Raw genomic sequence first — 25,617 nt, 5'->3', positions numbered from 1 at the left:
TCAGCCTTCAAGAGAGGTTGAATCATGCACCAATGGATCAACGCCCTCGCCGATCACCAGTCCCGTGGCGAACCCTGCGTACTGGTCACCATCATCGAGGAACGCGGCTCTACCCCGCGCAACGCCGGCTCGAAAATGGTCGTCAGTGCCACCGCGCTGTTCGACACCATCGGCGGCGGCCACCTGGAATACAAGGCCCTGCACATCGCCCGGCAGATGCTCGAAGCACAACGCACCACCCCGCACCTGGAGCGCTTCAGCCTCGGCGCCAGCCTCGGCCAGTGCTGCGGCGGCGTCACCGTGCTGCTGTTCGAACCGATGGCCGCAGTGCAGGCGCAGATCGCGGTGTTCGGTGCGGGCCATGTCGGCCGCGCTCTGGTACCCTTGCTCGCCGCGCTGCCCTGCCGGGTGCGCTGGATCGATTCGCGCGAACAGGAATTCCCCGAGCTCATCCCCCCTGGGGTGACCAAGGTGGTCAACGAGGAGCCGGTCGATGAAGTGGCCGAGCTGCCAGCCGGTTGCTATTGCATCGTCATGACCCATAACCACCAGCTCGACCTGGAACTGACCGCCGCCATTCTCAAGCGCAACGATTTCACCTGGTTCGGCCTGATCGGCTCGAAGACCAAACGGGCCAAGTTCGAGCACCGCCTGCGCGAGCGCGGCTACGACGCTGCCGTCATGGCCCGCATGCGCTGCCCGATGGGCATTGCAGAGGTCAAGGGCAAGCTGCCGATCGAGATCGCCGTGTCCATCGCCGCGGAAATCATTGCCACCTACAACGCCTGCTTCGGCCAGCATGACGCTGCCGCCAACGCCGGCCCCATTGCCCAGTTGCTGCCGCCTTCCCGGCGCAGCCAAGCCATTTGACGAGCGCTTTATGACCGCAACCCGCAAAGCCTACCGTGCCGCCATCCTGCACAGCATCGCCGACCCGGCCGAGGTCGGCCTGGAGGCCTCCCATGAATACTACGAAGACGGCCTGCTGGTGGTCGCCGATGGCCGCATCAGCGCCATCGGCCACGCCAGCGAGCTGCTGCCGACCCTGGATGCCGGTATCGACGTGGTGCATTACCAGGATGCCCTGATCACCCCGGGCTTCATTGATACCCATATTCACTTCCCACAGACCGGCATGATCGGCTCCTACGGCGAACAGCTGCTGGACTGGCTCAACACCTACACCTTCCCGTGCGAGAAACAGTTCGCCGACAAAGGCCACGCCGACCAGGTCGCGAAAATCTTCCTCAAGGAACTGCTGCGCAACGGCACCACCACAGCCCTGGTATTCGGCAGCGTGCACCCGGAGTCAGTCAACGCCCTGTTCGAAGAAGCCGAACGCCTCGACCTGCGGATGATCGCCGGCAAGGTGATGATGGACCGCAATGCCCCTGATTACCTGACCGACACGGCCGAGTCTGGTTACACCGAAAGCAAGGCACTGATCGAGCGCTGGCACGGCAAGGGCCGCCTGCACTATGCGGTCACCCCGCGCTTCGCACCGACCAGCACCCCAGCGCAACTGACCCTGGCCGGCCAACTGCTCAAGGAGCACCCGGGCGTGTACCTGCACACGCACCTGTCGGAGAACCTCAAGGAAATCGACTGGGTCAAGTCGCTGTTCCCCGAGCAGAAAGGCTACCTGGACGTCTATGACCACTTCGAGCTGCTGGGTGAGCGCTCGGTGTTCGCCCACGGCGTGCACCTGTGCGACGACGAGTGCCAGCGCCTGGCCGAAACCGGCTCGGCCGTGGCCTTCTGCCCGACCTCCAACCTGTTCCTGGGCAGCGGTTTGTTCAACCTGCCGCAGGCCGAGCGCTTCAAGGTCAACGTTGGCCTGGGCACCGACGTGGGCGCCGGCACCAGCTTCTCGCTGCTCAACACGCTGAACGAGGCGTACAAGGTCATGCAACTGCAGGGCGCACGCCTGCACCCGTACAAGTCGCTGTACCTGGCCACCCTCGGCGGCGCCCGCGCACTGCGCTTGGACGACCGCATCGGTAGCCTGCGCGCCGGTAACGATGCCGATTTCGTGGTGCTCGACTACAAGGCCACGCCGCTGTTGGACTACCGTATTCAGCAGTCCAACAGCATCGAAGAGACCTTGTTCGTGCTCACCACCCTGGGCGATGACCGCACTGTGCGCGAAACCTACGCCGCTGGGCGTTGCGTGCACCAGCGCTAAGGCTCTTTCGCCAGGCCCCGGTACAACGCGCCGCCGATCGCTGCCCCGATCAGCGGCGCCAGCCAGAACAGCCACAGCTGCTGCAGGGCCCAACCACCTACGAACAGTGCCGGCCCCGTGCTACGCGCGGGGTTGACCGAGGTGTTGGTCACCGGGATCGAGATCAGGTGGATCAGGGTCAGGGCCAGGCCGATGGCAATCGGCGCAAAGCCTGCCGGGGCGCGGGCATCGGTGGCCCCCATGATCACCACCAGGAACATCGCCGTCATCACCACCTCACTGACAAACCCCGCCCCCAGCGAATAGCCGCCGGGCGAATGATCGGCGTAGCCGTTCGACGCCAACCCCGACGACAGCTCGAAACCGGCCTTGCCGCTGGCGATGAAATAGATCACCGCTGCCGCAAGGATTGCGCCAATCACCTGGGCGATGACGTAGGGCAGCAGTTCTTTGGCGGGGAAGCGCCCGCCCACCACCAGCCCGAACGACACGGCGGGGTTGAGATGACAGCCAGAGATGTGACCGATGGCGAACGCCATGGTCAGGACAGTGAGGCCAAACGCGAAGGCGACACCGAGAACGCCGATGCCAAGCGGGGAACTGGCTGCGATTACCGCACTGCCGCAGCCACCGAGGACCAGCCAGAAGGTGCCGATCAGTTCGGCCCCCATGCGTGTACCGAGGGACATGCTCATGAACCCTTTCCTCAAGAAGTTGAACGCAACGAATGCGCAAGCCCAACTGCTTGATGAAGGTTTGCTCACAAGAATTTAGCAGACGTTTGGTTTATGGCCAGTAACGACCAGGGGCCGCGTTGCGCCCCATTCGCAGCACAAGGCTGCTCCTACAAAGGATTGCGTAACCCCTGTAGCAGCAGCCTTGTGCTGCGAATGGGGCGCGAAGCGGCCCCCTAGTTCATACAAGCAAACGATCAACCCTTGGCAGCAACCTTGGGCTTTTTCAACAGATGCGAAAACACCGCATGCAGATCGTCCGAGGCACTTTCTTCGTCCAGGTTCAGCTTGCTGTCGATGTGGTCCATGTGATGCATCATCAGGCTTACCGCCTGCTCGGCGTCACGCGCCTCGATGGCATCGATCAGCTGCATATGCTCGTCGTACGAGCAATGCGAGCGGTTGCCGCTTTCGTACTGGGCAATGATCAGCGAGGTCTGCGACACCAGGCTGCGCTGGAAACTGACCAGCGGCGCATTACCCGCCGCCTCGGCCAGCTTCAAGTGGAATTCGCCAGACAGGCGGATGCCCGCGCCGCGGTCACCACGGGAGAAGCTGTCACGCTCCTCACGCACCATCTGACGCAGCTCGTTGAGCTGCTCAAGGGTAGCGTGCTGCACGGCCAGTTCGGTGATGGCGCGTTCAACCATGCGCCGCGAGAAGAATACTTGGCGTGCCTCTTCCACCGTCGGGCTGGCCACCACCGCACCGCGGTTGGGCCGCAGCAGCACCACACTTTCGTGGGCCAGGCGCGACAAGGCGCGACGGATGATGGTGCGGCTGACGCCAAAGATCTCGCCCAGCGCTTCCTCGCTCAACTTGGTGCCCGGCGCCAGACGCTGTTCGAGGATCGCCTCGAAAATATGCGCGTAGACGATGTCGTCCTGGGTACCGCTGCGCCCGGCCTTGCCAGCGCGCACAGGTTTTTTCAGAGGTTGCAGCTGTTCGTTCATGGGCTCTCGAGGCACGAAGGAAAGTATGGCGCCATTGTACACAGGCTGAGCCGTTTCTGCAGGTGGCCTTTTACCTATATAGCCGTTGTACTGCGCATTGCGCACACAAAAGATAAAACATTATTTGCTTTCTTTGTACACAAAAGCATAATCCACCGTGCAACTTCCTGACCCATAAGTCAACAAAACGGTCAGGCGTCTGCCTTCCCTCGCGGAGCCGCCAAGTGCAAGCGCAGGACAATGGCTCCAAAACAACAAGAAAGACTTGAGGAGTACCCGCTGTGGAAAGCCGCAAATCCGAAGCCCCTACGCTGGATCTCGCCCCACCGCTCGAAACGAGCTGGTTGGAGCGGATTTTCAAACTCAAGCAACATGGCAGCACTGTCAAAACCGAAATGATCGCCGGGGTGACCACCTTCATCACCATGGCCTACATCATCTTCGTCAACCCCAACATCATGGCTGACGCCGGCATCGACCACGGCGCGGCGTTCGTCGCCACCTGCATCGCCGCCGCGCTGGGCTGCCTGCTGATGGGCCTGTACGCCAACTGGCCGGTGGGCCTGGCGCCAGGCATGGGCCTGAATGCGTTCTTCACCTACACCGTGGTCGGCACCATGGGCTACAACTGGGAAACGGCACTGGGCGCGGTGTTCGTCTCGGGTGTGCTGTTCATGTTCCTGACCTTGTCAAAAGTGCGCGAGTGGCTGCTCAACAGCATCCCGCTGAGCCTGCGCCATGCAATGGGGGCCGGCGTCGGATTGTTTCTCGGGCTGATCGGCCTCAAGACTGCAGGCATCATCGTCGACAGCCCGGCCACGCTGATCAAGCTCGGTTCGCTGCATGAACCCGGCCCACTGCTGGCGGCGGTGTGCTTCCTGTCGATTGCCATCCTCAGCTACAAGCGGGTGTTCGGCGCGATCCTAATCAGCATCATCGGCGTCACCCTGGCTGGCTGGGGCCTGGGCTTGGTGAAATTTGGCGGGGTGATGTCGATGCCGCCGAGCCTGGCACCGACCTGGATGGCGATGGACGTGGCCGGCGTGTTCAACGTCAGCATGATCAGCGTGGTGCTGGCGTTCCTGTTCGTGCACATGTTCGACACCGCCGGCACCCTGATGGGCGTGGCGCAACGTGCCAACCTGGTGGCGGCGGATGGCCGCATCGAAAACCTGTCGCGGGCGTTGAAGGCCGACAGTGCATCGAGCGTGTTCGGTGCCGTGGTCGGCGTACCGCCAGTGACCAGCTATGTGGAAAGTGCTGCGGGGGTTGCGGCGGGTGGCCGTACGGGCCTGACTGCCGTCGTGGTCGGCCTGCTGTTCCTCGCCGCGATGTTCTTCGCGCCGCTGGCGGGGATGATTCCTGCCTATGCCACTGCCGGTGCGCTGATCTATGTAGCGATGCTGATGATGGGCAGCATGGCGCACATCCACTGGGACGAAGCCACCGACAGCATTCCGGCGATCGTCACGGTGATCATGATGCCGCTGACCTTCTCGGTCGCGGACGGTATTGCCCTGGGGTTCATTACCTATGTGGCACTGAAGGCGGGGACTGGCAAGTACAAGGAAATCTCGGCCAGCCTGTGGGTACTTTGCGCGATTTTCATAGCTAAGTTTGTATTTCTCTGACCCTACACTTCAATAGAGGGCGCTTCGGCGCCCTCCTCGTTTTGGGATCAGGGTATTATTACTTTTCCCACAACTTATAGGGCGCCGGGGGGAGTTTTACTGACGTCGCATTTTCTGGAACAGTCTCTTGCACCCTAACAACATTAAATGCCGTTTTCTTGAGCAGCACCCTACCTCGCTCATCTGTTGTATAGCCCAGACCGGGAATCAACCTAACATCCTTGCGTATTAACACCACAAATATTGCTCCGTTAGGGGCATGCTCTTGAGCATACGGCGCGGCCTCCCAAATGTCGGGCGCAAAATAAAATCCCGCCCCTTGCAATTGCCTGCCCTCCTTCGAATGCCCTGGCTGTAGACCATTTTCTAAAGATTTTAGATTCGAAATATTCGTACCATGCCAGCCAAGCTTCCTACTAAACAGACCAATCGGAGTCTCGTTCGCTATCACTTCTTTAACTATAGGCTGCACTAACGAAAGCAAAGGTCGCCTAGCTGCCATTTTCACTAGACTCACTATGAGATGGCCGCTTGGGTCAAGGAAATTCACAGGATCCCCTTGACAGTAGGCATATGCATTAAAACCACCCTCGGCGAATGGGCTCAAACTATCTGGGCTATTAAAGCGCATCAAAACGTGATTATACCCACGATAACCATTACCCAAATTATAAAATCCAGTGACCGGATCCAGGCATTCACCATTGAAGCCCAGAGTGTAATGATTGGGCAGACGGTAGCCATAAGGTGCATATGCATTTTTTGAAATCATCATGCCTGACGCTCCAGTGTGGATTGTCATTTGATCATTTCAGACACATCCAGAAGAGACAACTGACAAAAATATCAGTAAGCGGGGTTGATGCCAGCTCAACGTGTAAAAACACCAGACGAAAAAAAGCCCGCCAGTGTGAGAGCGGGCCAAAGGACCTACGAAGATTCTTCTAGCGACCAACTAGCTTCCGCGATAGGTCGAATAGCTGTACGGCGAGATCAGCAGCGGCACGTGGTAGTGATCCTGCTGCTCATCGATGCCAAAGCGCAGCACGACAACATCCAAAAACGCCTGGGCCGGCAGTTGCACACCGCGAGCGCGGTAGTAATCGCCAGCGCTGAACTGCAACTGGTAAACGCCCGTGCGGTAATCGTCACCCTGCAGCAACGGCGCATCAACACGGCCATCGCTGTTGGTCAGGGCGGTGTTCACCAGCTCCAGCTGTTGGCCTTCGACACGGTACAACTCGACCTTGATCGAGCTGCCCGGGCAGCCATGCGCGGCATCCAGTACGTGTGTGGTCAAACGTCCCATTGCTTGTCGCCTCTTGTTCAATCTGTGGGCAAAAAATACACGGCCATCATCACGCCAACCGGCCTGCGATGTGCGGGAATGACGTTATTAAGACATTCCATCGCCAAATTGTACACAATTTTTTGAACCCGTCCGTCGCGGCCCAGGCAAACCCGCCAACAGTCGCAAATACAGGCACCGTGCCGAGGCCAACGCCATTAGCTGACCAATCAGGCAGGTTTATTGCAAGGGATTCTCAGGCGACAAAAGGGAAGAAATGCGGAAAAACAGGCTTACAAAAGATTTCAGAAGTTGTATACAATCAGCCCATCCGGTGGTGCGACATACCGACGCGGCCCGCCCACCCCGCACTAACACACAAGAAGGAAGACTGCAGTGAGCGCTGACTATCCTCGCGACCTGATCGGTTACGGCAACAACCCACCTCACCCGCAATGGCCGGGCAACGCCCGCATTGCCCTGTCTTTCGTCCTCAATTACGAAGAAGGTGGCGAGCGCAACATCCTGCACGGTGACAAAGAGTCCGAAGCCTTCCTGTCCGAGATGGTCGCCGCCCAGCCGTTGCAGGGCCAACGCAACATGAGCATGGAGTCGCTGTACGAGTACGGTAGCCGTGCCGGCGTGTGGCGCCTGCTCAAGCTGTTCAAGGACAGCGGCGTACCGCTGACCGTGTTCGCTGTGGCCATGGCCGCCCAGCGCCACCCGGATGTGATCCGCGCCATGGTCGAAGCCGGCCACGAGATCTGCAGCCACGGCTACCGCTGGATCGACTACCAGAACATGGACGAGGCCCAAGAGCGCGAGCACATGCTCGAAGCCATCCGCATCCTCACCGAGCTGACCGGCGAGCGCCCTGTGGGCTGGTACACCGGCCGCACCGGCCCGAATACCCGCCGTCTGGTGATGGAGGAAGGTGGTTTCCTCTATGACAGCGACACCTACGACGACGACCTGCCCTACTGGGAGCCGAACAACCCCACCGGCAAGCCGCACCTGGTGATCCCCTACACCCTGGACACCAACGACATGCGCTTCACCCAGGTACAAGGCTTCAACTGCGGCGAGCAGTTCTTCCAGTACCTCAAGGACGCCTTCGATGTGCTGTACGCCGAAGGCGCCGAAGCGCCGAAGATGCTCTCCATCGGCCTGCACTGCCGGCTGGTCGGCCGCCCGGCGCGCCTGGCCGCGCTCAAGCGCTTCGTCGACTACGCCAAGAGCCATGACCAGGTCTGGTTCGCCCGTCGCGCGGACATCGCCCGCCACTGGCACACCACCCACCCGTACAAGAAAGAGAACGCCTGATGACCGCTTTCAAGACCCTCACGCCATCGACCCTGGGCCGCGACGCCTTCGTCGCCGCCTTCGCCGACATCTACGAGCACTCGCCGTGGGTCGCTGAAAAAGCCTATGGCCTGGGCAACCTGAGCGAGCTGGACGAGATCGAAGTCCTGCACCAGCGCATGAGCGACATCCTGCTCAGCGCCAACCACGCCGACCAGCTGGCGCTGATCAACGCTCACCCGGACCTGGCCGGCAAAGCCTCCATCCAGGGCGAGCTGACCGAATCGAGCACCAACGAGCAGGCCGGCGCCGGTATCCACCAGTGCACCGCCGAAGAGTTCGCCCGTTTCACCGAACTCAACGACGCCTACAAGGCCAAGTTCCAGTTCCCCTTCATCATGGCCGTGAAGGGCAGCAACCGGCACCAGATCCTCGCCGCTTTCGAGAAACGCATCCACAACGACGCGGATGCCGAATTCAAGGAAGCCCTGGCGCAGATCAACCTGATCGCCCTGTTCCGTCTGCTGCAGCTGTAAGCAACAGCCGAACCTCATTCAGAAAACGAACAATAGAAGAGATAACCGCATGCGCACCCTGATGATCGAGCCCCTGACCAAAGAAGCCTTCGCCCCCTTCGGTGACGTGATCGAAACCGATGGCAGCGACCACTTCATGATCAACAACGGCTCGACCATGCGCTTTCACAAGCTCGCCACGGTCGAAACCGCCGAGCCTGAAGACAAAGCGATCATCAGCATCTTCCGCGCCGACGCGCTGGACATGCCGCTGACCGTACGCATGCTGGAACGCCATCCGCTGGGCAGCCAGGCTTTCATCCCGCTGCTCGGCAACCCCTTTCTGATCGTGGTCGCGCCCGTTGGCGATGCACCTGTATCAGGCTTGGTCCGCGCCTTCCGCAGTAACGGCAGGCAGGGCATCAATTACCATCGCGGCGTTTGGCACCACCCGGTGCTTACGATCGAAAAGCGGGATGATTTCCTGGTGGTTGATCGCAGTGGTTCTGGCAACAACTGCGATGAGCATTACTTCACCGAGGAACAGATGCTGATCCTCAATCCCCACCAATAAGAAAAGGTCGATCATCGTAAGGTGATCGGCAGAGGTACATACTGTGGAAGCACACCTTCACGAATGGCTGAACCTGAGCATTCGCTGGGTTCACATGATCACCGGTGTCGCCTGGATCGGTGCATCGTTCTACTTCGTCTGGCTGGAAAACAACCTGAACCGGAGCAATCCGCGTGACGGGCTGTCGGGTGACCTTTGGGCCATCCACGGCGGTGGTATCTACCACCTTGAAAAGTACAAGCTGGCACCCCCGAAAATGCCCGAGAACCTGCACTGGTTCAAATGGGAAGCCTACTTCACTTGGATGTCCGGTATCGCCTTGCTGTGCGTGGTGTTCTACTGGAACCCGACCCTGTACCTGCTGGCCCCTGGCAGCACCCTGAGCGGTGCCGAGGGCGTGGCCATTGGTATCGGTTCGCTGGTGGCCGGCTGGTTCATCTACGACCTGCTCTGCGACTCGCCGCTGGGCAAGCGCCCGGCATTGCTGGGTGGCGTGCTGTTCGTGCTGATCATCGCTGCGTGCTGGGGCTTCAGCCTGGTATTCAGCGGCCGTGGCGCATACCTGCACACCGGCGCGATCATCGGCACCATCATGGTCGGCAACGTGTTCCGCATCATCATGCCGGCCCAGCGCCAGCTGGTGGCAGCGATCGAGAACAACACCACGCCTGACCCACGCCTGCCGGCCAAAGGCCTGCTGCGTTCGCGTCACAACAACTACTTCACCCTGCCGGTGCTGTTCATCATGATCAGCAACCACTTCCCGAGCACCTACGGTAGCCAGTACAACTGGCTGATCCTGGCCGGCATTGCAGTGGCGGCGGTATTGATCCGTCACTACTTCAACACCCGCCATGACAGCAGCAAGTACGCCTGGACCCTGCCCGTCGGCGCCCTGGCGATGATCTGCCTGGCCTACGTCACCGGCCCCAAGCCGATGGCCGTCAGCCCTGAGCAAGCAGCCGCGAAGATCGAGTACCAGCCGCTGCCCGCCACCGCCGTCGGCGGCAAGACGGCTGCCGAGCTGCGCGCCGAGGAGGCCAGCAAGCCCGCCGAAGCCCCTGCGGCACCGGCGCAAGCCACTGCCCAGGCAAGCGGCGACAGCTTCGACAAGATCCACAATGTCATCCAGGAACGCTGCACCGTGTGCCACTCGTCCAAGCCGACCAGCCCACTGTTCAGCGCCGCCCCTGCCGGCGTGATGTTCGACACCCCGCAGCAGATCCAGGCCCAAGCCGCGCGCATCCAGGCGCAAGCGGTCGCCAGCCAGATCATGCCGCTGGGCAACATCACCCAGATGACCACCGAAGAGCGCAAGCTCGTCGGTGACTGGATCGCCAAAGGCGCCCCGGTCAACTGACCCATCGGGCACACACCGCTCCCGGTGGGAGCGGGTTTACCCGCGAAGAGGCCGGCCTGTCCGGCCTCTGTTTCAAGGCAATACGCAACCAGCAAGCATCGAGCGCCCAGGCCTGCAGCCTGGCGCTTGGATCCGAGAATAAAAACAAAACTCGAGGTGCTGCATGTCCGAGTCACGCAAGGCGTACATTCCCGTTGCGCCGCCGCGTCAGCCTCTGCCCCTGTTCCAACTGATCCTGGTAGGCCTGCAACATGTGCTGTTGATGTACGGAGGCGCGATTGCCGTGCCTTTGATCATTGGCCAAGCCGCCGGATTGTCCCGTGAAGAAGTCGCCTTCCTGATCAACGCCGACCTGCTGGTCGCAGGCGTCGCCACCATCATCCAGTCGTTCGGTATCGGCCCGGTGGGCATCCGCATGCCCGTGATGATGGGCGCCAGCTTCGCTGCCGTCGGCAGCATGGTGGCCATGGCTGGCATGCCCGGCGTCGGCCTGCAGGGGATCTTCGGCGCGACCATCGCCGCCGGGTTCTTCGGCATGCTGATCGCGCCGTTCATGTCCAAGGTCGTCCGTTTCTTCCCACCGCTGGTCACCGGTACCGTCATTACCTCGATCGGCCTGTCGCTGTTCCCGGTCGCGGTCAACTGGGCCGGTGGCGGCCATGAGGCAGAAGCCTTCGGCTCGCCCATCTACCTGATGGTCGCAGGCCTGGTACTGGCCGTGATCCTGCTCATCAACCGCTTCATGCGTGGCTTTTGGGTCAACGTTTCGGTGTTGGTGGGCATGGGCCTGGGTTACATCCTGGCCGGCTCCATCGGCATGGTCGACCTGACCGGCCTGAAAGACGCACCGTGGCTGCAAGTGGTTACCCCACTGCACTTCGGCATGCCGACCTTCAGCCTGGCACCGATCCTGTCGATGTGTCTGGTGGTGGTGATCATCTTCGTCGAGTCCACGGGCATGTTCCTCGCCCTGGGCAAGGTGACCGATCGTGAAGTAACGCCTGGCATGCTGCGTCGCGGCCTGCTGTGCGATGCCGGCGCGTCGTTTGTCGCGGGCTTCTTCAACACCTTCACGCACTCCTCGTTCGCCCAGAACATCGGCCTGGTGCAGATGACCGGGGTACGCTGCCGCTACGTCACCGTGGTGGCCGGCGCGCTGTTGATCCTGCTCAGCCTGCTGCCCAAGGCGGCCTTCCTGATAGCTTCGATCCCGCCTGCGGTACTGGGCGGCGCGTCCATCGCCATGTTCGGCATGGTCACCGCCACCGGGATCAAGATCCTTCAGGAAGCAGACATCGGCGACCGTCGCAACCAGCTGCTGGTTGCGGTGAGTGTCGGTTTCGGGCTGATCCCCGTGGTACGCCCGGAGTTCTTCGCACAGATGCCGCAGTGGATGGAACCGATCACCCACAGTGGCATCGCCATGGCCACGGTCAGCGCCCTGGTGTTGAACGTGCTGTTCAACATCCTCGGGGGTGCCGACCGCGCGGCGCATAACGACGCCTGTCACCAGCACTGAGCCAGACGGGGCGGCGCAATGGCCGCCCCTGACTCACACCCGCAGTAACCGCTACACCGTCGGCCCGCCGGAATGGGCCGCTCGGGGCGCCCCTGCGCGCTAAAAAAACCGCCAACAAAAACAATAAGTCCGGGAATCACGACATGAAGCGCATCACCACGTCCCTGTTATTGGGCAGCAGCCTGCTGGCCACCCTCCCCTCGCATGCAGGCGAATGGCTGCAATGGCATGGCGAAAGCCTGAGCTACCTGTACGGCAAGGACTTCAAGGTCAACCCTGATATTCAGCAGACCATCACGTTCGAGCACGCCAACAAATGGAAGTACGGCGACACCTTCATGTTCGTCGACAAGATTTTCTACAACGGCAAGGCCGACCGCAGCAAAGGCGTGACCACCTACTACGGTGAGTTCAGCCCACGCCTGTCGCTTGGCAAGATGACCGGCCATAAATTCGAATTCGGCCCGATCAAAGACGTGCTCATCGCCATGACCTACGAGCGTGGCGAAGGCGACAACGAGGCTTACCTGATCGGCCCCGGCTTCGACCTGGCCGTCCCCGGCTTCAACTACTTCACCTTGAACTTCTACGTGCGCAACACCGAGGGCAGCCGCCCCGGCGACAACGTATGGCAGATCACCCCGGCCTGGTCGTACACCATTCCCGTGGGCAGGTCCGACATCCTCATCGACGGCTACATGGACTGGGTCGTGGACAACGACCAGACCCGCCGTGGCACCTACCACGCCAACTTGCAGTTCAACCCGCAGGTCAAGTACGACCTGGGCAAGGCCTTGAACCTGGGTGCCAAGCAGTTGTACGTAGGCTTTGAATACAGCTACTGGAAGGACAAATACGGCATCGACAGCCGCGGCAATGTGGACAGCAACCAGAGCGTTGCAAGCGCCCTGATCAAAGTCCATTTCTAATAACCTGACCAAACGCACAAGTTTGATTCACACCGCTCCAGGACGGAGCACTTGAGGACCGGCGCGCAAGCCAGTAATCTGCGCGCCCCCTCGATCAGGGCAGAACGGATTCTGCCTGCGTTTACTGACCGCTCAGTCAATGAATACGGGCGGTTGGCCAACGTGTTGCCAGCCTGAAAGACCCTTTTCATCCGTTCAGAACGAAGTCGAGCAGGAAGGTTGTGCCAGCCCGGAAAAGTTGGCTCAGCTCTTGCCAAACAGCTGTGGCCTATCGAAAAAAGCTGACTCAAAAGACAAAAACAGCGCCAACACCGAGCGCTGACAACAGATCAATCAAGGGAGCGACACTCGCAATGCGTACCATCAACAGCCTGATCCTCGCCGGCGGCCTGCTGGCCTGCGGCACCACCTTCGGCGGCGACCTGCTGCAGTGGCAGAACAACAGCCTCACCTACCTGTGGGGCAAGAACTTCAAGGTCAACCCCGAGATCCAGCAAACCGTGACCTTCGAGCACGCCGATGGCTGGAAGTACGGCGACAACTTCATTTTCGTCGACAAGATCTTCTACCAAGGCAAGAAAGACGCGGGTAACGGCCCCAACACCTACTACGGTGAAATCAGCCCGCGCCTGTCGTTTGGCAAGATCTTCGACCAGAAGCTGGCGTTCGGCCCGGTCAAGGACGTGCTGCTGGCAATGACCTACGAGTTCGGCGAGGGTGATACCGAGTCCTACCTGATCGGCCCGGGCTTCGACCTGGACATCCCAGGCTTCGACTACTTCCAGCTGAACTTCTACCAGCGCACCACCGACGGCAGCCGCGCGGGTGACAACGTTTGGCAGATTACCCCGGTCTGGTCCTACACCATTCCAGTCGGCTCGTCCGACATCCTCATCGACGGCTTCATGGATTGGGTCGTGGACAACGACGAGAACCGTCGCGGCACCTACCAAGCCAACCTGCACTTCAACCCACAGGTCAAATATGACCTGGGCAAAGCATTGCATCTGGGTGAGAAGCAACTGTATGTCGGTTTTGAATACGATTACTGGAAGAACAAGTACGGCATCAAGGATTCCGATGCCTTTACCACTGACCAAAACACGGCGAGCTTCTTGGTAAAAGTACACTTCTAAACCGCTGAAACGTGACAGCGTTGCTAACCGGCAACGCTGTCACGCACTAAGTTTCAAGAAAGTTCTTACAAGCTTTTAGTAGAAAACCTACCTAACAAATAACTTGCCTTGTAGGTCAGAATAACCCCAGCCGGCAGTACCATGCCAACTATCACCAATGCCATTTCCACCTGATGGTGCTCAAGCATCTGCATGATATCCACCACCAGCATCACCACACTGATGGTCAGCGCCACACCGAACATCGCGCAGCCCTTGTAGAGCGCCTGAACGTCTATCCCACGCAGCAGGAAGCCAAAGCCCAGACTCACCCAGGCAATCGCCGTGATCAGATACAACGCCAAGTGATAGGCGTCGTAGGTCAATACATTGCCGAACATGTGCACACCTCCCATCAAGTCTGTTAGCGACAGTGCCTAACTATAATTCTGACATTCCATGTGCGCACCGCAAAATTTTGACATTTTTTTTGCAAACGCTGATCTAACCTGCCGCCCTCTGCACAACTAAAAAAGACAACAGGGCTATTTGATGCGCACTACCCTCGCCGCCCCTTGGCGCTACTTGGTACTACTTTGCTCACTCTGGTTCGGCATTTTCCTACTGACGCGGTTGGTATTGCTGGTAACCCACCTGGATGAAGTCAGTGGTAATTACTTCTCATTGTTTTTTGACGGGGCAATCTACGACCTGAGTTTTCTTGTCTATGCTGCCCTGCCGATCGGCGTATGCCTGGCGCTTTGCCCGACCTCGCTGTGGCGTACGCGCGCCCATCGTGGGCTGCTGAACGGGCTGCTGGTGGTCAGCCTGTTCGTGATGCTGTTCGTCGCAGTGTCGGAATGGCTGTTCTGGGACGAATTCGGTGTGCGCTTCAACTTCATCGCCGTCGACTACCTGGTCTACTCCAAGGAAGTACTGGACAACATCCGCGAATCCTACCCCTTGCCCACGCTGCTCAGCACCATCGCGTTGGTCGCAGTGGTGCTGGCAGTGCTGCTGCGCAAACCACTGGCCCAGGCCCTGGCCGCCCCCGCCGCGAGCATGCGTCAACGCGTGCTGGGCATTGCCCTGCTGGCCGCGCTGGCTGGCCTGAATGGCGTGGTAATCGATCAGCAGTTTCCGCGCGGCCAAGGCGGCAACGCCTACCAGCGCGAGCTGGCCAGCAACGGCCCGTATCAGTTCTTCGCCGCCTTCCGTAACAATGAACTGGACTACACGCAGTTCTATGCCAGCCTCGACGCAGCTGACGTCGGCGCGCACATGCATCAGGAGCTGGCCGAACCCGACGTCCGCTTCCAGGGCCAGGAGCCACAGGACATTCGCCGCCACATCAGCGTCCATGGCCCACAGCGCACCCCGAACATCATCCTGGTGACCCTCGAAAGCTTCAGCGCCAAATACATGGGCAGCAACGGCGACGCGCGCAACCTCACGCCCAACCTCGACGCCTTGCGCCGCGAGAGCCTGTACTTCAACAATTTCTACGCCACCGGCACCCGCACCGACCGCGGCCTGGAAGCCATCACCCTGTCGATTCCGCCAACCCCGGGGCGCTCGATCGTCAAGCGCATCGGTCGCGAAAGCGGCTATGCCAGCCTCGGCCAGCAGTTGACGGCCAGGGGCTACGATGCCGTGTTCGTCTACGGTGGGCGCGGCTACTTCGACAACATGAACGCGTTCTTCAGTGGCAATGGCTATCGAATCGTCGACCAGAGCAGCATCGATGAAAGCGAAATCAGCTTCAAGAACGCCTGGGGCATGGCTGATGAAGACCTGTATCGGCAAACCCTGAAGCTGGCCGACGCTGACCATGCCAAGCAGCAGCCGTTCTTCCTGCAACTGATGACCACGTCCAACCATCGCCCCTACACCTACCCGGAAGGCCGCATCGACATTCCATCCGGTGATGGCCGTGAAGGTGCGGTGAAGTACACCGACCATGCCATCGCGCAGTTCCTGCAGGCGGCCAAGCACAAGCCGTGGTTCGACAACACGCTGTTCATCTTCGTCGCCGACCACACCGCTGGCAGCGCTGGCGTGGAAGACCTGCCGGTGAGCAATTACCAGATCCCGTTGTGGATCTATGCACCCAAGCTCATCGCGCCCCAAGAGGACGCCAAGCTGGCCAGCCAGATCGACCTGGCGCCGACCGTGCTCGGCCTGCTCAACCTTGACTACACCTCGACCTTTTTCGGCCGCGACCTGCTAAAGGAAGATGCACTGCCACCTCGCGTACTGATCGGCAACTACCAGCACCTGGGCCTGTTCGACGGCAAAAACCTGGCCATCCTCAGCCCACGCGGTGGCATGCGCGTGCATGAAAACGCCTTGGGCAACAGCCATGAAAGCACGGTGGGCAACGACAACCCGCTGGTACGCCGGGCCATTGCCTACTACCAGAGCGCCGCCTACGGCTTCAGCAAGGGCCTGCTGGCCTGGAAGCCGGAGGAAAACGGCGTGGTCGTCAGCCCCTGACGGCGCGCCACACCTTCGTTACGCCGCTGACCACCGCCAGCACCACGGCCCCGGCCACGACACCGGACACGCCGTTGAGCAAGGCCACGGTCAGCCCACCACCGCGCCCCACGCTGAAGGCCTCGATGGCATGATGCAGGGGCGCGATGCCATGCACCAGAATCCCGCCGCCGACCAAAAACATCGCCGCCGTCCCGATCACCGACAGGCTCTTCATCATGTAGGGCGCGGCGCGCAGGATGCCGTTGCCGACCGCCTGGGATAATTTGGATGCTTTCTGGGTCATCCACAGGCCCAGGTCATCGAGCTTGACGATGCCGCCCACCAGCCCGTAAACGCCAACCGTCATGACGACGGCGATGCCCGACAGCACGATGATCTGCTGGGGCAGCGGCGAATCCGCCACGATCCCCAAGGTGATGGCAATGATCTCGGCCGACAGGATGAAGTCGGTGCGCACCGCACCCTTGATCTTGGCCTTCTCGTAGGCGACCAGGTCGACACTGGCGTCGGCCACGGCCTCCTTGCGGGCCTCATGCTGGGCGCTGTCCTCTTCCTTGCTGTGCAAGAACTTGTGCGCCAGCTTCTCGAACCCCTCGTAGCACAGGTACGCGCCACCGACCATCAGCAACGGCGTCACCGCCCACGGGATGAAGGCGCTGATCAGCAACGCTGCCGGCACAAGGATCGCCTTGTTGACGAACGAGCCTTTGGCCACCGCCCAGACCACCGGGATTTCGCGTTCCGCGCGCACGCCGGTTACCTGCTGGGCATTGAGCGCCAAATCGTCCCCCAGCACGCCGGCCGTCTTTTTCGCCGCGACCTTGGTCATCAACGACACGTCGTCGAGTACCGTGGCGATATCGTCGATCAGTACCAGTAGACTGCTTCCTGCCATGTGCCTGTTTCCCGTGAAATGAATGTGCCGGAGTCTAGCCGAAAGTCGCTGCCTTGAGCGCCCTTCAGCCGCGGTGCTAACATGCCCGATCCCTCTTAGAGGTGGCCAGACACGAGGAAGATCCCTGACAATGAGCACCATTCGCGAGCGCAACAAGGAACTGATCCTGCGCGCGGCCAGCGAGGAATTCGCCGACAAGGGCTTCGCCGCCACCAAGACCAGCGATATCGCGGCCAAGGCCGGCCTGCCCAAGCCGAACGTGTATTACTACTTCAAATCCAAGGACAACCTCTACCGCGAGGTCCTGGAGAGCATCATCGCGCCGATCATGCAGGCCTCGACGCCATTCAATGCTGACGGTGACCCTAAAGAAGTGCTGAGTGCCTACATTCGCTCGAAAATCCGCATTTCCCGCGATTTGCCGCATGCCTCCAAGGTGTTTGCCAGCGAGATCATGCACGGTGCGCCGCATTTGTCGCCCAACCAGGTCGAGCAGCTCAACGAGCAGGCACGGCACAATATCGAGTGCATCCAGGGTTGGATCGAGCGCGGGCAGATCGCCAATGTGGATGCGCATCACCTGATGTTCAGCATCTGGGCGGCGACCCAGACCTATGCCGATTTCGATTGGCAGATTTCGGCGGTGACGGGCAAGGCTAAGCTGGCCGAGAGTGATTATGACGCGGCGGCCGAGACCATCATTCGGCTGGTGCTCAAGGGCTGTGAGCCTGAGGCGGCCTGACAGGGCCCATTCGCGGGCAAGCCCGCTCCCACAGGTTCACCGCAGTTTCCAGCATTGCGGTGACGTGTAGGAGCGGGCTTGCCCGCGAATAGGCCAGTACAACCACTAGAGATTTAGGCAGCCACCCCCGCATCCGCCTTCAACCCAACCGCCTCGATCGCACTGATTGCGCATTGCTCGTCGATATCCGACGTATCCCCGCTGATCCCCACAGCACCCAGCACCTTGCCGTCCTGATCACGAATCAGCACACCACCCGGTGCCGGCACCACCGGCCGCTCCCCCAGCCCATTCAATGCGGCAAAAAACGCCGGACGTTGCTGCGCATCCAGCGCCAACAAGCGTGAGCCCTTGCCTAGGGCAATCGCCCCCCAGGCCTTACCGGTGGCCACTTCCGGCCGAATCAGGCTAGCGCCATCCTCGCGCTGCAGCGCCAGCAAGTGCCCGCCCGCATCCAGCACCGCCACAGTCAACGGCGCAGCGTTGATCTGGCGGCCTGCCGCCAGCGCAGCATTGACCAGGCTTACCGCGACTTTCAGGTTCAGAACGTTCATGAAAAGGTCCTCTTCTTGTTGTGAGAAGCCCTAAGGGCAGTTGAAAACCAATAGCGCAAATAGAACACAACAGAAGATATTTTTGTATACAATATTTTGAAACGATCGTACTCGATCCGACAGAACGCCGTTTTCACGGGCGCTCCGACGAAAGCCATTCTCCCCGATGAAAATCCATTGACCTAAGCAGGCAGGCGTGAATACACTCTGCCGCACAGCAAGTTGTATACAATTACAAAATCGATGAGGCACAACCCATGAGCAAAATGAGAGCAATCGATGCAGCCGTTCTGGTCATGCGCCGTGAAGGTGTAGATACCGCGTTCGGCATCCCAGGGGCTGCCATCAACCCGCTGTACTCGGCCCTGAAAAAAGTCGGTGGCATCGATCACGTCCTCGCTCGCCACGTTGAAGGTGCCTCGCACATGGCCGAGGGCTACACCCGTGCCAACCCAGGCAACATCGGCGTGTGCATCGGCACTTCCGGCCCTGCCGGCACCGACATGGTCACCGGCCTGTACAGTGCGTCGGCCGACTCCATCCCAATTCTCTGCATCACTGGCCAGGCCCCGCGTGCACGCCTGCACAAAGAAGACTTCCAGGCCGTCGACATCACCAGCATCGTCAAGCCGGTGACCAAGTGGGCGACCACCGTGCTGGAGCCAGGCCAAGTGCCTTACGCGTTCCAGAAGGCCTTCTATGAAATGCGCACCGGCCGCCCAGGCCCTGTGCTGATCGACCTGCCGTTCGACGTGCAGATGGCCGAAATCGAATTCGACATCGACGCCTACGAGCCGCTGGCCGTCAACAAGCCATCCGCCACCCGTGTACAGGCCGAAAAAGCCCTGGCAATGCTCAATGACGCCGAGCGCCCACTGCTGGTGGCAGGCGGCGGCATCATCAACGCCGACGCCAGCGACAAGCTGGTCGAGTTCGCTGAGCTGACCGGTGTACCGGTCATCCCGACCCTGATGGGCTGGGGCACCATCCCGGACGACCACGCCCTGATGGTCGGCATGGTCGGCCTGCAGACGTCGCACCGCTACGGCAATGCCACCCTGCTCAAATCCGACCTGGTGTTCGGCATCGGTAACCGGTGGGCCAACCGCCACACCGGCTCCGTCGACGTCTATACCGAAGGCCGCAAGTTCGTGCACGTGGACATCGAACCGACCCAGATCGGCCGCGTATTCACCCCAGACCTGGGTATCGTGTCGGACGCTGGCAAGGCGCTGGATGTGTTCCTCGAAGTGGCCCGCGAGTGGAAAGCCGCTGGCAAGCTCAAGTGCCGCAAGGCCTGGCTGGAAGACTGCCAGGAGCGCAAGGCCACCCTGCAGCGCAAGACCCACTTCGACAACGTGCCGGTCAAGCCGCAGCGCGTGTATGAAGAGATGAACCAGGTGTTCGGCAAGGACACTACCTACGTCAGCACCATCGGCCTGTCGCAGATCGCCGGCGCGCAGTTCCTGCACGTGTACAAGCCACGTCACTGGATCAACTGCGGCCAGGCTGGCCCGCTGGGCTGGACCATCCCTGCCGCACTGGGTGTGGTCAAGGCCGACCCATCGCGCAAAGTGGTCGCCCTGTCGGGTGACTATGACTTCCAGTTCATGATCGAAGAGCTGGCAGTCGGCGCGCAGTTCAACCTGCCGTACGTCCACGTGCTGGTGAACAACGCCTACCTCGGCCTGATCCGCCAGGCGCAGCGTGGCTTCGACATGGATTACTGTGTACAACTGGCGTTCGAGAACATCAACTCCAGCGACGCCGCCAGCTACGGTGTCGATCACGTCGCCGTGGTCGAAGGCCTGGGCTGCAAGGCCATCCGCGTATTCGAGCCAGGCGAGATCGCCCCTGCCCTGCTCAAGGCGCAGAAGATGGCCGAAGAGTTCCGCGTGCCGGTGGTGGTTGAAGTGATTCTCGAGCGTGTGACCAACATTTCCATGGGCACCGAGATCAACGCGGTCAACGAGTTCGAAGACCTGGCCCTGGTCGGTAACGACGCGCCAACCGCCATCTCGATGCTGGACTGATCGCCTGACGCCCCCAGGCATGCCCTGGGGGCCTTCATCGCAAGGAGACAACTCATGCCTCGCTTCGCTGCCAACCTGTCCATGCTGTTCACCGAACAGGACTTCCTGGCCCGCTTCAAGGCCGCCGCCGATGCTGGTTTCAGCGGCGTCGAATACCTCTTCCCGTACGATTTCAGCGCCGCCGAAATCAAGCAGCAGCTCGATGCGCACGGCCTGACCCAGGTGCTGTTCAACCTGCCGGCCGGCGACTGGGCCAAAGGCGAGCGTGGCATCACCTGCCACCCCGACCGCATTGAAGAGTTCCGCGCCGGTGTCGACAAGGCCATCGAATACGCCAAGGTCCTGGGCAATACCCAGGTCAACGCCCTGGCCGGCATCCGCCCGCAAGGCCTGCAATGCGCCGACGTGCGCAAAACCTTCGTCGACAACCTGAAGTTTGCCGCCGAAAAACTGAAAGCCGCCGGGATCCGCCTGGTCATGGAAATGATCAACACCCGCGACATCCCAGGCTTCTACCTGAATACCACGAAGCAAGCCCTGGAAATCCAGGCCGAAGTCGGCAGCGACAACCTGTTCCTGCAGTACGACATCTACCACATGCAGATCATGGAAGGTGACTTGGCTCGCACCATGGAAGCCAACCTGAAACTGATCAACCACATCCAGCTGGCCGACAATCCAGGCCGCAACGAGCCAGGCACCGGCGAGATCAACTACCGCTTCCTGTTCGAGCACCTGGACCGCATCGGCTACCAGGGTTGGGTGGGCGCAGAGTACAAGCCGCTGACCACCACTGAAGCGGGCCTGGGCTGGCTGAAGACCCACAACGCAATTTAAGGGCGCATACGCACGTTGTAGGAGCAGCCTTGTGCTGCGAAGAGGCCATCGCTGCGCTAGAAGATCTGCCTGTCATACCGGCCTCTTCGCAGCACAAGGCTGCTCCTACAAGGGCCTGCATTGCCTGCTCCATCGAGATTCAACAAATACAACGAGGTAATCTCTCATGGCTAAAATCGGCTTTATCGGCACCGGCATCATGGGCAAGCCCATGGCTCAGAACCTGCAAAAAGCAGGTCACAGCCTGTTCGTTTCCACCCACCACGACGCCGCCCCGGCCGACCTGATCGCCGCTGGCGCGGTGGCCCTGGCCAACCCGAAAGAAGTGGCCCAGGAAGCTGAATTCATCATCGTCATGGTCCCCGACACCCCGCAGGTGGAAGCCGTCCTGTTCGGTGAGAACGGCGTGGCCGAAGGTGTCGGCCCGAACAAGGTCGTGATCGACATGAGCTCGATCTCGCCGACCGCTACCAAAGCCTTCGCCGAGAAGATCAAGGCCACCGGCGCCGCCTACCTGGACGCCCCGGTGTCCGGCGGTGAAGTCGGCGCCAAGGCCGCGACCCTGAGCATCATGGTCGGTGGCTGCCCGAAAGCCTTCGAGCGCGCCCTGCCGCTGTTCGAAGCCATGGGCAAGAACATCACCCGCGTGGGTGGCAACGGCGACGGCCAGACCGCCAAGGTGGCCAACCAGATCATCGTTGCGCTGAACATCCAGGCGGTTGCCGAAGCCCTGCTGTTCGCCGCCAAGAACGGCGCCGACCCAGCCAAGGTGCGTGAAGCACTGATGGGCGGCTTCGCTTCGTCGAAAATCCTCGAAGTGCACGCCGAGCGCATGATCAAAGGCACTTTCGACCCAGGCTTCCGCATCAACCTGCACCAGAAGGACCTGAACCTGGCCCTGCAAGGCGCCAAGGAACTGGGCATCAACCTGCCCAACACCTCCAACGCCCAGCAAGTGTTCAACACCTGCCAGGCCCTGGGTGGCGGCAACTGGGACCACTCGGCGCTGATCAAAGGCCTGGAGCACATGGCCAACTTCTCGATCCGCGACGACAAGTAAGCATCCATTGGCCCCTTCGCGGGCAAGCCCGCTCCCACAGGTTATCTACAAGGCCTGAGGGCCACGACAACCCTGTGCGAGCGGGCTTGCCCGCGAAGCAGCCAACACCGAGCAACACCCGCCCCTGGTTCGGCCTGCACGGAGGCAGTTCCAGGGGCGTTTTCGATTCTGCAGAACAACAATAATTTGGGAGCCTGCCATGTCGGTCGATCCGCAAAAAATTCTTCGCGAGCTGTTCGACACAGCCATCGCCGCCGCCCACCCGCGCCAAGTCCTCGAACCCTACCTGCCCGCCGACCGTAGCGGCCGGGTGATCGTCATCGGCGCCGGTAAGGCCGCAGCCGCCATGGCCGAAGTGGTCGAGAAAAGCTGGCAGGGCGAAGTGTCCGGCCTCGTCGTCACCCGTTATGGCCACGGCGCCAACTGCCAGAAAATCGAGGTGGTCGAAGCCGCTCACCCGGTCCCCGATGCCGCCGGCCTGGCCGTGGCCAAGCGCGTGCTGGAGCTGGTCAGCAACCTGAACGAAGACGACCGTGTCATCTTCCTGCTCTCTGGCGGTGGTTCGGCACTGCTGGCACTGCCCGCCGAGGGCCTGACCCTGGCCGACAAGCAACACATCAACAAGGCGCTGCTCAAGTCCGGCGCCACCATCGGCGAGATGAACTGCGTGCGCAAGCACCTCTCGGCGATCAAGGGCGGCCGCCTGGCCAAGGCCTGCTGGCCGGCCACGGTCTACACCTATGCCATTTCCGATGTACCGGGCGACCTGGCCACGGTCATCGCCTCCGGCCCCACCGTCGCCGACCCAAGCACCAGCGCCGACGCCTTGGCCATCCTCAAGCGGTACAACATCGAAGCGCCCAAGGCCGTCATCGACTGGCTCAACAACCCGGCCTCGGAAACCGTCAAGGCCGATGACCCGGCTCTGGCCCGCAGCCATTTCCAACTGATCGCCAAGCCCCAGCAGTCGCTGGAAGCCGCCGCCGTCAAAGCGCGCCAGGCTGGCTTCAGCCCGCTGATTCTGGGCGACCTGGAGGGCGAGTCGCGTGAAGTGGCGAAGGTGCATGCTGGCATTGCCCGGCAGATCGTTTTGCACGGCCAGCCGCTCAAGGCACCCTGCGTGATCCTGTCGGGTGGCGAAACCACCGTCACCGTACGCGGCAACGGCCGCGGCGGGCGCAACGCCGAGTTCCTGCTCAGCCTCACCGAAAACCTCAAGGGCCTGCCGGGCGTGTACGCGCTGGCCGGTGACACCGACGGCATTGATGGCTCCGAAGAAAACGCCGGCGCCTTCATGACCCCTTGCAGTTATGCCCGCGCCGAAGCTTTGGGCCTGTCGGCCAGTGACGAGCTGGACAACAACAACGGCTACGGCTACTTCGCCGCGCTCGATGCGTTGATCGTCACCGAACCGACACGCACCAACGTCAACGACTTCCGCGCCATTCTGATCCTCGAGACTCCGCAATCATGACGCCTGATAAAAAAGTCAAAATCCTCGCCACCCTTGGCCCTGCGATCAACGGCATCGACGACATCCGTCAACTGGTCGAAGCCGGGGTGAACATCTTCCGCCTCAACTTCAGCCACGGCGAGCACGCCGACCATGCCCTGCGCTATCAGTGGATCCGCGAAGTCGAGCAGCAACTGAACTACCCGCTGGGCATCCTCATGGACTTGCAGGGGCCGAAACTGCGCGTTGGCCGCCTGGCCGAAGGCAAGGTGCAACTGCAGCGCGGCCAGTCACTGCGCCTGGACCTGGACACAACGCCGGGCAACAGCGAGCGGGTCAACCTACCCCACCCGGAAATCATCGCCGCGCTGGAGCCGGGCATGGACCTGCTGGTGGACGACGGCCGCCTGCGCCTGCGGGTGACCTCCAAGCACGCCGACGCTATCGACACGACCGTGCTGAACGGTGGTGAGTTGTCCGACCGCAAGGGCGTCAACGTGCCGCAAGCGGTGCTCGACCTCTCCCCGCTCACCGAAAAAGACCGTCGCGACCTGGCCTTCGGCCTGGAGCTGGGCGTGGACTGGGTGGCCCTGTCGTTCGTGCAGCGCGCGGAAGACATCACCGAAGCACGCCAGCTGATTGGCGACCGTGCCTACCTGATGGCCAAGATCGAGAAACCCTCGGCGGTCGAACAGCTGCAGGCAATCGCCGAACTGGCAGACGCGATCATGGTGGCCCGCGGTGACCTGGGCGTGGAAGTACCCGCCGAAAGCGTGCCGCAGATCCAGAAGCGCATCATCGGCACCTGCCGCCAGCTGGGTAAACCGGTGGTGGTGGCCACGCAGATGCTCGAATCCATGCGCTTCTCGCCGGCGCCCACGCGCGCCGAAGTCACCGACGTGGCTAACGCCGTGGCCGAAGGTGCCGATGCGGTGATGCTGTCGGCCGAGACCGCGTCGGGCGACTACCCGTTGGAAGCCGTGCAGATGATGAGCAAGATTATCCGCCAAGTGGAAAACGGCCCCGACTACCAGGCCCAGCTCGACGTTGGCCGGCCGAAAGCCGAAGCCACCGTGTCGGACGCCATCAGCTGCGCGATCCGCCGTATCAGCGGCATTCTGCCGGTGGCGGTGCTGGTCAACTACAGCGAGTCGGGCGCCTCGACGCTGCGTGCCGCGCGCGAGCGGCCACGGGCGCCGATCCTCAACCTGACGCCGAACCTGAACACGGCGCGCCGCCTGAGCGTGGCCTGGGGTGTGCATTCGGTGGTCAACGACCGCCTGCGTCAGGTTGACGAAATCTGCTCGACCGCGTTGGAAATTGCCCAGGCGCAAGGCATGGCCAGCCGCGGGGATACGCTGTTGATCACCGCCGGTGTGCCTTTCGGCAAGCCGGGTTCGACTAATACGCTGCGGATCGAGACCTTGGTCTGAAATCCG

General features: G+C 61.2%; 24 protein-coding genes. 17 read left to right on the top strand and 7 right to left on the bottom strand.

All coding sequences use genetic code 11. From position 1 onward, the window contains the following. Positions 1 to 24 precede the first annotated feature (24 nt). Positions 25 to 870, top strand: coding sequence for a xanthine dehydrogenase accessory protein XdhC (gene xdhC / locus AC5PZ0_RS00875; RefSeq protein WP_085272530.1), 846 nt, complete (start codon positions 25 to 27; stop codon positions 868 to 870). A 10-nt stretch (positions 871 to 880) separates the two neighbouring features. Then, entirely contained in the window at positions 881 to 2,185 is a 1,305-nt protein-coding gene (gene guaD, locus AC5PZ0_RS00870; protein ID WP_493854114.1) for a guanine deaminase, read from the top strand. Here the strand turns inward: guaD and aqpZ are convergent. Both aqpZ and AC5PZ0_RS00860 read right to left on the bottom strand, forming a co-directional pair. Continuing rightward, a complete protein-coding gene (gene aqpZ / locus AC5PZ0_RS00865; RefSeq protein ID WP_027592952.1) occupies positions 2,182 to 2,880 on the bottom strand; it encodes an aquaporin Z in 699 nt (232 codons plus the stop codon). The genes guaD and aqpZ overlap by 4 nt on opposite strands. Positions 2,881 to 3,116: 236 nt before the next feature. Further along, the gene (locus AC5PZ0_RS00860) at positions 3,117 to 3,872 is read right to left on the bottom strand and encodes a GntR family transcriptional regulator (RefSeq protein WP_027592953.1); all 756 of its coding nucleotides are present in this window, start codon (positions 3,870 to 3,872) and stop codon (positions 3,117 to 3,119) included. Positions 3,873 to 4,153: 281 nt separating this feature from the next. Here AC5PZ0_RS00860 and AC5PZ0_RS00855 point away from each other — a divergent pair, with 281 nt between their 5' ends. Beyond that, the gene (locus AC5PZ0_RS00855; RefSeq protein WP_493854113.1) at positions 4,154 to 5,503 is read left to right on the top strand and encodes an NCS2 family permease; all 1,350 of its coding nucleotides are present in this window, start codon (positions 4,154 to 4,156) and stop codon (positions 5,501 to 5,503) included. 58 nt (positions 5,504 to 5,561) lie between these two features. Here the strand turns inward: AC5PZ0_RS00855 and AC5PZ0_RS00850 are convergent, their stop codons facing one another. Together AC5PZ0_RS00850 and uraH are read right to left on the bottom strand one after the other, a co-directional pair. Then, the gene (locus tag AC5PZ0_RS00850) at positions 5,562 to 6,278 is read right to left on the bottom strand and encodes an RHS repeat-associated core domain-containing protein (RefSeq protein WP_493854112.1); all 717 of its coding nucleotides are present in this window, start codon (positions 6,276 to 6,278) and stop codon (positions 5,562 to 5,564) included. Positions 6,279 to 6,458: 180 nt separating this feature from the next. After that, the gene (uraH, locus tag AC5PZ0_RS00845) at positions 6,459 to 6,812 is read right to left on the bottom strand and encodes a hydroxyisourate hydrolase (protein WP_264312247.1); all 354 of its coding nucleotides are present in this window, start codon (positions 6,810 to 6,812) and stop codon (positions 6,459 to 6,461) included. 375 nt (positions 6,813 to 7,187) lie between these two features. Between uraH and puuE the strand changes: the two genes are divergently transcribed. The 7 genes from puuE to AC5PZ0_RS00810 all read left to right on the top strand — a co-directional run bounded on the left by puuE (position 7,188) and on the right by AC5PZ0_RS00810 (position 14,126). After that, positions 7,188 to 8,114 (top strand): allantoinase PuuE, encoded by a 927-nt coding sequence (gene puuE, locus AC5PZ0_RS00840; protein WP_027592956.1) that lies wholly within the window; start codon positions 7,188 to 7,190, stop codon positions 8,112 to 8,114. Further along, on the top strand, positions 8,114 to 8,629 hold the full coding sequence (uraD, locus tag AC5PZ0_RS00835; RefSeq protein WP_493854111.1) for a 2-oxo-4-hydroxy-4-carboxy-5-ureidoimidazoline decarboxylase: 516 nt from the start codon (positions 8,114 to 8,116) through the stop codon (positions 8,627 to 8,629). Before puuE ends, uraD begins: the two co-directional genes overlap by 1 nt. A gap of 49 nt (positions 8,630 to 8,678) precedes the next feature. Beyond that, positions 8,679 to 9,182 carry an ureidoglycolate lyase gene (locus tag AC5PZ0_RS00830; protein ID WP_027592958.1) on the top strand — a complete coding sequence of 168 codons (504 nt, stop codon included), beginning with the start codon at positions 8,679 to 8,681 and terminating at the stop codon, positions 9,180 to 9,182. Positions 9,183 to 9,225: 43 nt separating this feature from the next. Continuing rightward, entirely contained in the window at positions 9,226 to 10,542 is a 1,317-nt protein-coding gene (locus AC5PZ0_RS00825) for a urate hydroxylase PuuD (protein WP_099428683.1), read from the top strand. Between the two features lie 163 nt (positions 10,543 to 10,705). Continuing rightward, on the top strand, positions 10,706 to 12,061 hold the full coding sequence (locus AC5PZ0_RS00820; RefSeq protein ID WP_027592960.1) for a nucleobase:cation symporter-2 family protein: 1,356 nt from the start codon (positions 10,706 to 10,708) through the stop codon (positions 12,059 to 12,061). Between the two features lie 143 nt (positions 12,062 to 12,204). Next, positions 12,205 to 12,990, top strand: coding sequence for an outer membrane protein OmpK (locus AC5PZ0_RS00815; RefSeq protein WP_085272528.1), 786 nt, complete (start codon positions 12,205 to 12,207; stop codon positions 12,988 to 12,990). A 353-nt stretch (positions 12,991 to 13,343) separates the two neighbouring features. Then, positions 13,344 to 14,126: an outer membrane protein OmpK gene (locus AC5PZ0_RS00810; protein ID WP_027592962.1), complete on the top strand. Its 783-nt coding sequence runs from the start codon at positions 13,344 to 13,346 to the stop codon at positions 14,124 to 14,126. Between the two features lie 65 nt (positions 14,127 to 14,191). On the opposite strand, the gene AC5PZ0_RS00805 is transcribed toward AC5PZ0_RS00810, so the two are convergent. Continuing rightward, positions 14,192 to 14,506 (bottom strand): hypothetical protein, encoded by a 315-nt coding sequence (locus AC5PZ0_RS00805; protein WP_493854110.1) that lies wholly within the window; start codon positions 14,504 to 14,506, stop codon positions 14,192 to 14,194. Positions 14,507 to 14,657: 151 nt separating this feature from the next. Here AC5PZ0_RS00805 and AC5PZ0_RS00800 point away from each other — a divergent pair, with 151 nt between their 5' ends. Further along, positions 14,658 to 16,601: an LTA synthase family protein gene (locus AC5PZ0_RS00800; protein WP_493854109.1), complete on the top strand. Its 1,944-nt coding sequence runs from the start codon at positions 14,658 to 14,660 to the stop codon at positions 16,599 to 16,601. Here the strand turns inward: AC5PZ0_RS00800 and AC5PZ0_RS00795 are convergent. Next, complete coding sequence (locus AC5PZ0_RS00795; protein ID WP_454243150.1) at positions 16,591 to 17,499, bottom strand: DUF808 domain-containing protein; 909 nt, start codon at positions 17,497 to 17,499, stop codon at positions 16,591 to 16,593. The two genes, AC5PZ0_RS00800 and AC5PZ0_RS00795, sit on opposite strands and share 11 nt — an antisense overlap. A gap of 130 nt (positions 17,500 to 17,629) precedes the next feature. Between AC5PZ0_RS00795 and AC5PZ0_RS00790 the strand changes: the two genes are divergently transcribed. Next, the gene (locus AC5PZ0_RS00790) at positions 17,630 to 18,241 is read left to right on the top strand and encodes a TetR/AcrR family transcriptional regulator (protein WP_099428678.1); all 612 of its coding nucleotides are present in this window, start codon (positions 17,630 to 17,632) and stop codon (positions 18,239 to 18,241) included. A gap of 113 nt (positions 18,242 to 18,354) precedes the next feature. Here AC5PZ0_RS00790 and AC5PZ0_RS00785 read toward each other — a convergent pair whose 3' ends face one another. Further along, complete coding sequence (locus AC5PZ0_RS00785) at positions 18,355 to 18,795, bottom strand: GlcG/HbpS family heme-binding protein (protein ID WP_027592967.1); 441 nt, start codon at positions 18,793 to 18,795, stop codon at positions 18,355 to 18,357. A gap of 257 nt (positions 18,796 to 19,052) precedes the next feature. On the opposite strand from AC5PZ0_RS00785, the gene gcl reads away from it, so the two are divergent. The 5 genes from gcl (at position 19,053) to pyk (ending at position 25,611) form a co-directional block, all read left to right on the top strand. Further along, positions 19,053 to 20,828, top strand: a complete 1,776-nt coding sequence (gene gcl, locus AC5PZ0_RS00780) for a glyoxylate carboligase (protein ID WP_027592968.1) — start codon at positions 19,053 to 19,055, stop codon at positions 20,826 to 20,828. A 54-nt stretch (positions 20,829 to 20,882) separates the two neighbouring features. Continuing rightward, entirely contained in the window at positions 20,883 to 21,665 is a 783-nt protein-coding gene (gene hyi, locus AC5PZ0_RS00775; protein WP_493854108.1) for a hydroxypyruvate isomerase, read from the top strand. Positions 21,666 to 21,831: 166 nt separating this feature from the next. Next, complete coding sequence (locus tag AC5PZ0_RS00770) at positions 21,832 to 22,725, top strand: 2-hydroxy-3-oxopropionate reductase (RefSeq protein WP_099428674.1); 894 nt, start codon at positions 21,832 to 21,834, stop codon at positions 22,723 to 22,725. Between the two features lie 199 nt (positions 22,726 to 22,924). Continuing rightward, positions 22,925 to 24,199, top strand: coding sequence for a glycerate kinase type-2 family protein (locus AC5PZ0_RS00765; protein ID WP_099428673.1), 1,275 nt, complete (start codon positions 22,925 to 22,927; stop codon positions 24,197 to 24,199). Continuing rightward, positions 24,196 to 25,611, top strand: a complete 1,416-nt coding sequence (gene pyk / locus AC5PZ0_RS00760; RefSeq protein ID WP_493854107.1) for a pyruvate kinase — start codon at positions 24,196 to 24,198, stop codon at positions 25,609 to 25,611. The genes AC5PZ0_RS00765 and pyk overlap by 4 nt, the downstream gene beginning before the upstream one ends. Positions 25,612 to 25,617 lie beyond the last annotated feature (6 nt).

The sequence above is a fragment of the Pseudomonas sp. 5.2 genome, assembly GCF_059025405.1.
This window is presented reverse-complemented; position numbering and strand designations above follow the sequence as displayed.

Bases quoted from the DNA above. Each gene is read 5' to 3' on its own strand.
- xdhC (WP_085272530.1), top strand. From the start codon at position 25: ATGCACCAATGGATCAACGCCCTCGCCGATCACCAGTCCCGTGGCGAA.
- guaD (WP_493854114.1), top strand. From the start codon at position 881: ATGACCGCAACCCGCAAAGCCTACCGTGCCGCCATCCTGCACAGCATC.
- aqpZ (WP_027592952.1), bottom strand. From the start codon at position 2,880: ATGAGCATGTCCCTCGGTACACGCATGGGGGCCGAACTGATCGGCACC.
- AC5PZ0_RS00860 (WP_027592953.1), bottom strand. From the start codon at position 3,872: ATGAACGAACAGCTGCAACCTCTGAAAAAACCTGTGCGCGCTGGCAAG.
- AC5PZ0_RS00850 (WP_493854112.1), bottom strand. From the start codon at position 6,278: ATGATGATTTCAAAAAATGCATATGCACCTTATGGCTACCGTCTGCCC.
- uraH (WP_264312247.1), bottom strand. From the start codon at position 6,812: ATGGGACGTTTGACCACACACGTACTGGATGCCGCGCATGGCTGCCCG.
- uraD (WP_493854111.1), top strand. From the start codon at position 8,114: ATGACCGCTTTCAAGACCCTCACGCCATCGACCCTGGGCCGCGACGCC.
- AC5PZ0_RS00830 (WP_027592958.1), top strand. From the start codon at position 8,679: ATGCGCACCCTGATGATCGAGCCCCTGACCAAAGAAGCCTTCGCCCCC.
- AC5PZ0_RS00820 (WP_027592960.1), top strand. From the start codon at position 10,706: ATGTCCGAGTCACGCAAGGCGTACATTCCCGTTGCGCCGCCGCGTCAG.
- AC5PZ0_RS00815 (WP_085272528.1), top strand. From the start codon at position 12,205: ATGAAGCGCATCACCACGTCCCTGTTATTGGGCAGCAGCCTGCTGGCC.
- AC5PZ0_RS00810 (WP_027592962.1), top strand. From the start codon at position 13,344: ATGCGTACCATCAACAGCCTGATCCTCGCCGGCGGCCTGCTGGCCTGC.
- AC5PZ0_RS00805 (WP_493854110.1), bottom strand. From the start codon at position 14,506: ATGTTCGGCAATGTATTGACCTACGACGCCTATCACTTGGCGTTGTAT.
- AC5PZ0_RS00800 (WP_493854109.1), top strand. From the start codon at position 14,658: ATGCGCACTACCCTCGCCGCCCCTTGGCGCTACTTGGTACTACTTTGC.
- AC5PZ0_RS00795 (WP_454243150.1), bottom strand. From the start codon at position 17,499: ATGGCAGGAAGCAGTCTACTGGTACTGATCGACGATATCGCCACGGTA.
- AC5PZ0_RS00790 (WP_099428678.1), top strand. From the start codon at position 17,630: ATGAGCACCATTCGCGAGCGCAACAAGGAACTGATCCTGCGCGCGGCC.
- AC5PZ0_RS00785 (WP_027592967.1), bottom strand. From the start codon at position 18,795: ATGAACGTTCTGAACCTGAAAGTCGCGGTAAGCCTGGTCAATGCTGCG.
- gcl (WP_027592968.1), top strand. From the start codon at position 19,053: ATGAGCAAAATGAGAGCAATCGATGCAGCCGTTCTGGTCATGCGCCGT.
- hyi (WP_493854108.1), top strand. From the start codon at position 20,883: ATGCCTCGCTTCGCTGCCAACCTGTCCATGCTGTTCACCGAACAGGAC.
- AC5PZ0_RS00770 (WP_099428674.1), top strand. From the start codon at position 21,832: ATGGCTAAAATCGGCTTTATCGGCACCGGCATCATGGGCAAGCCCATG.
- AC5PZ0_RS00765 (WP_099428673.1), top strand. From the start codon at position 22,925: ATGTCGGTCGATCCGCAAAAAATTCTTCGCGAGCTGTTCGACACAGCC.
- pyk (WP_493854107.1), top strand. From the start codon at position 24,196: ATGACGCCTGATAAAAAAGTCAAAATCCTCGCCACCCTTGGCCCTGCG.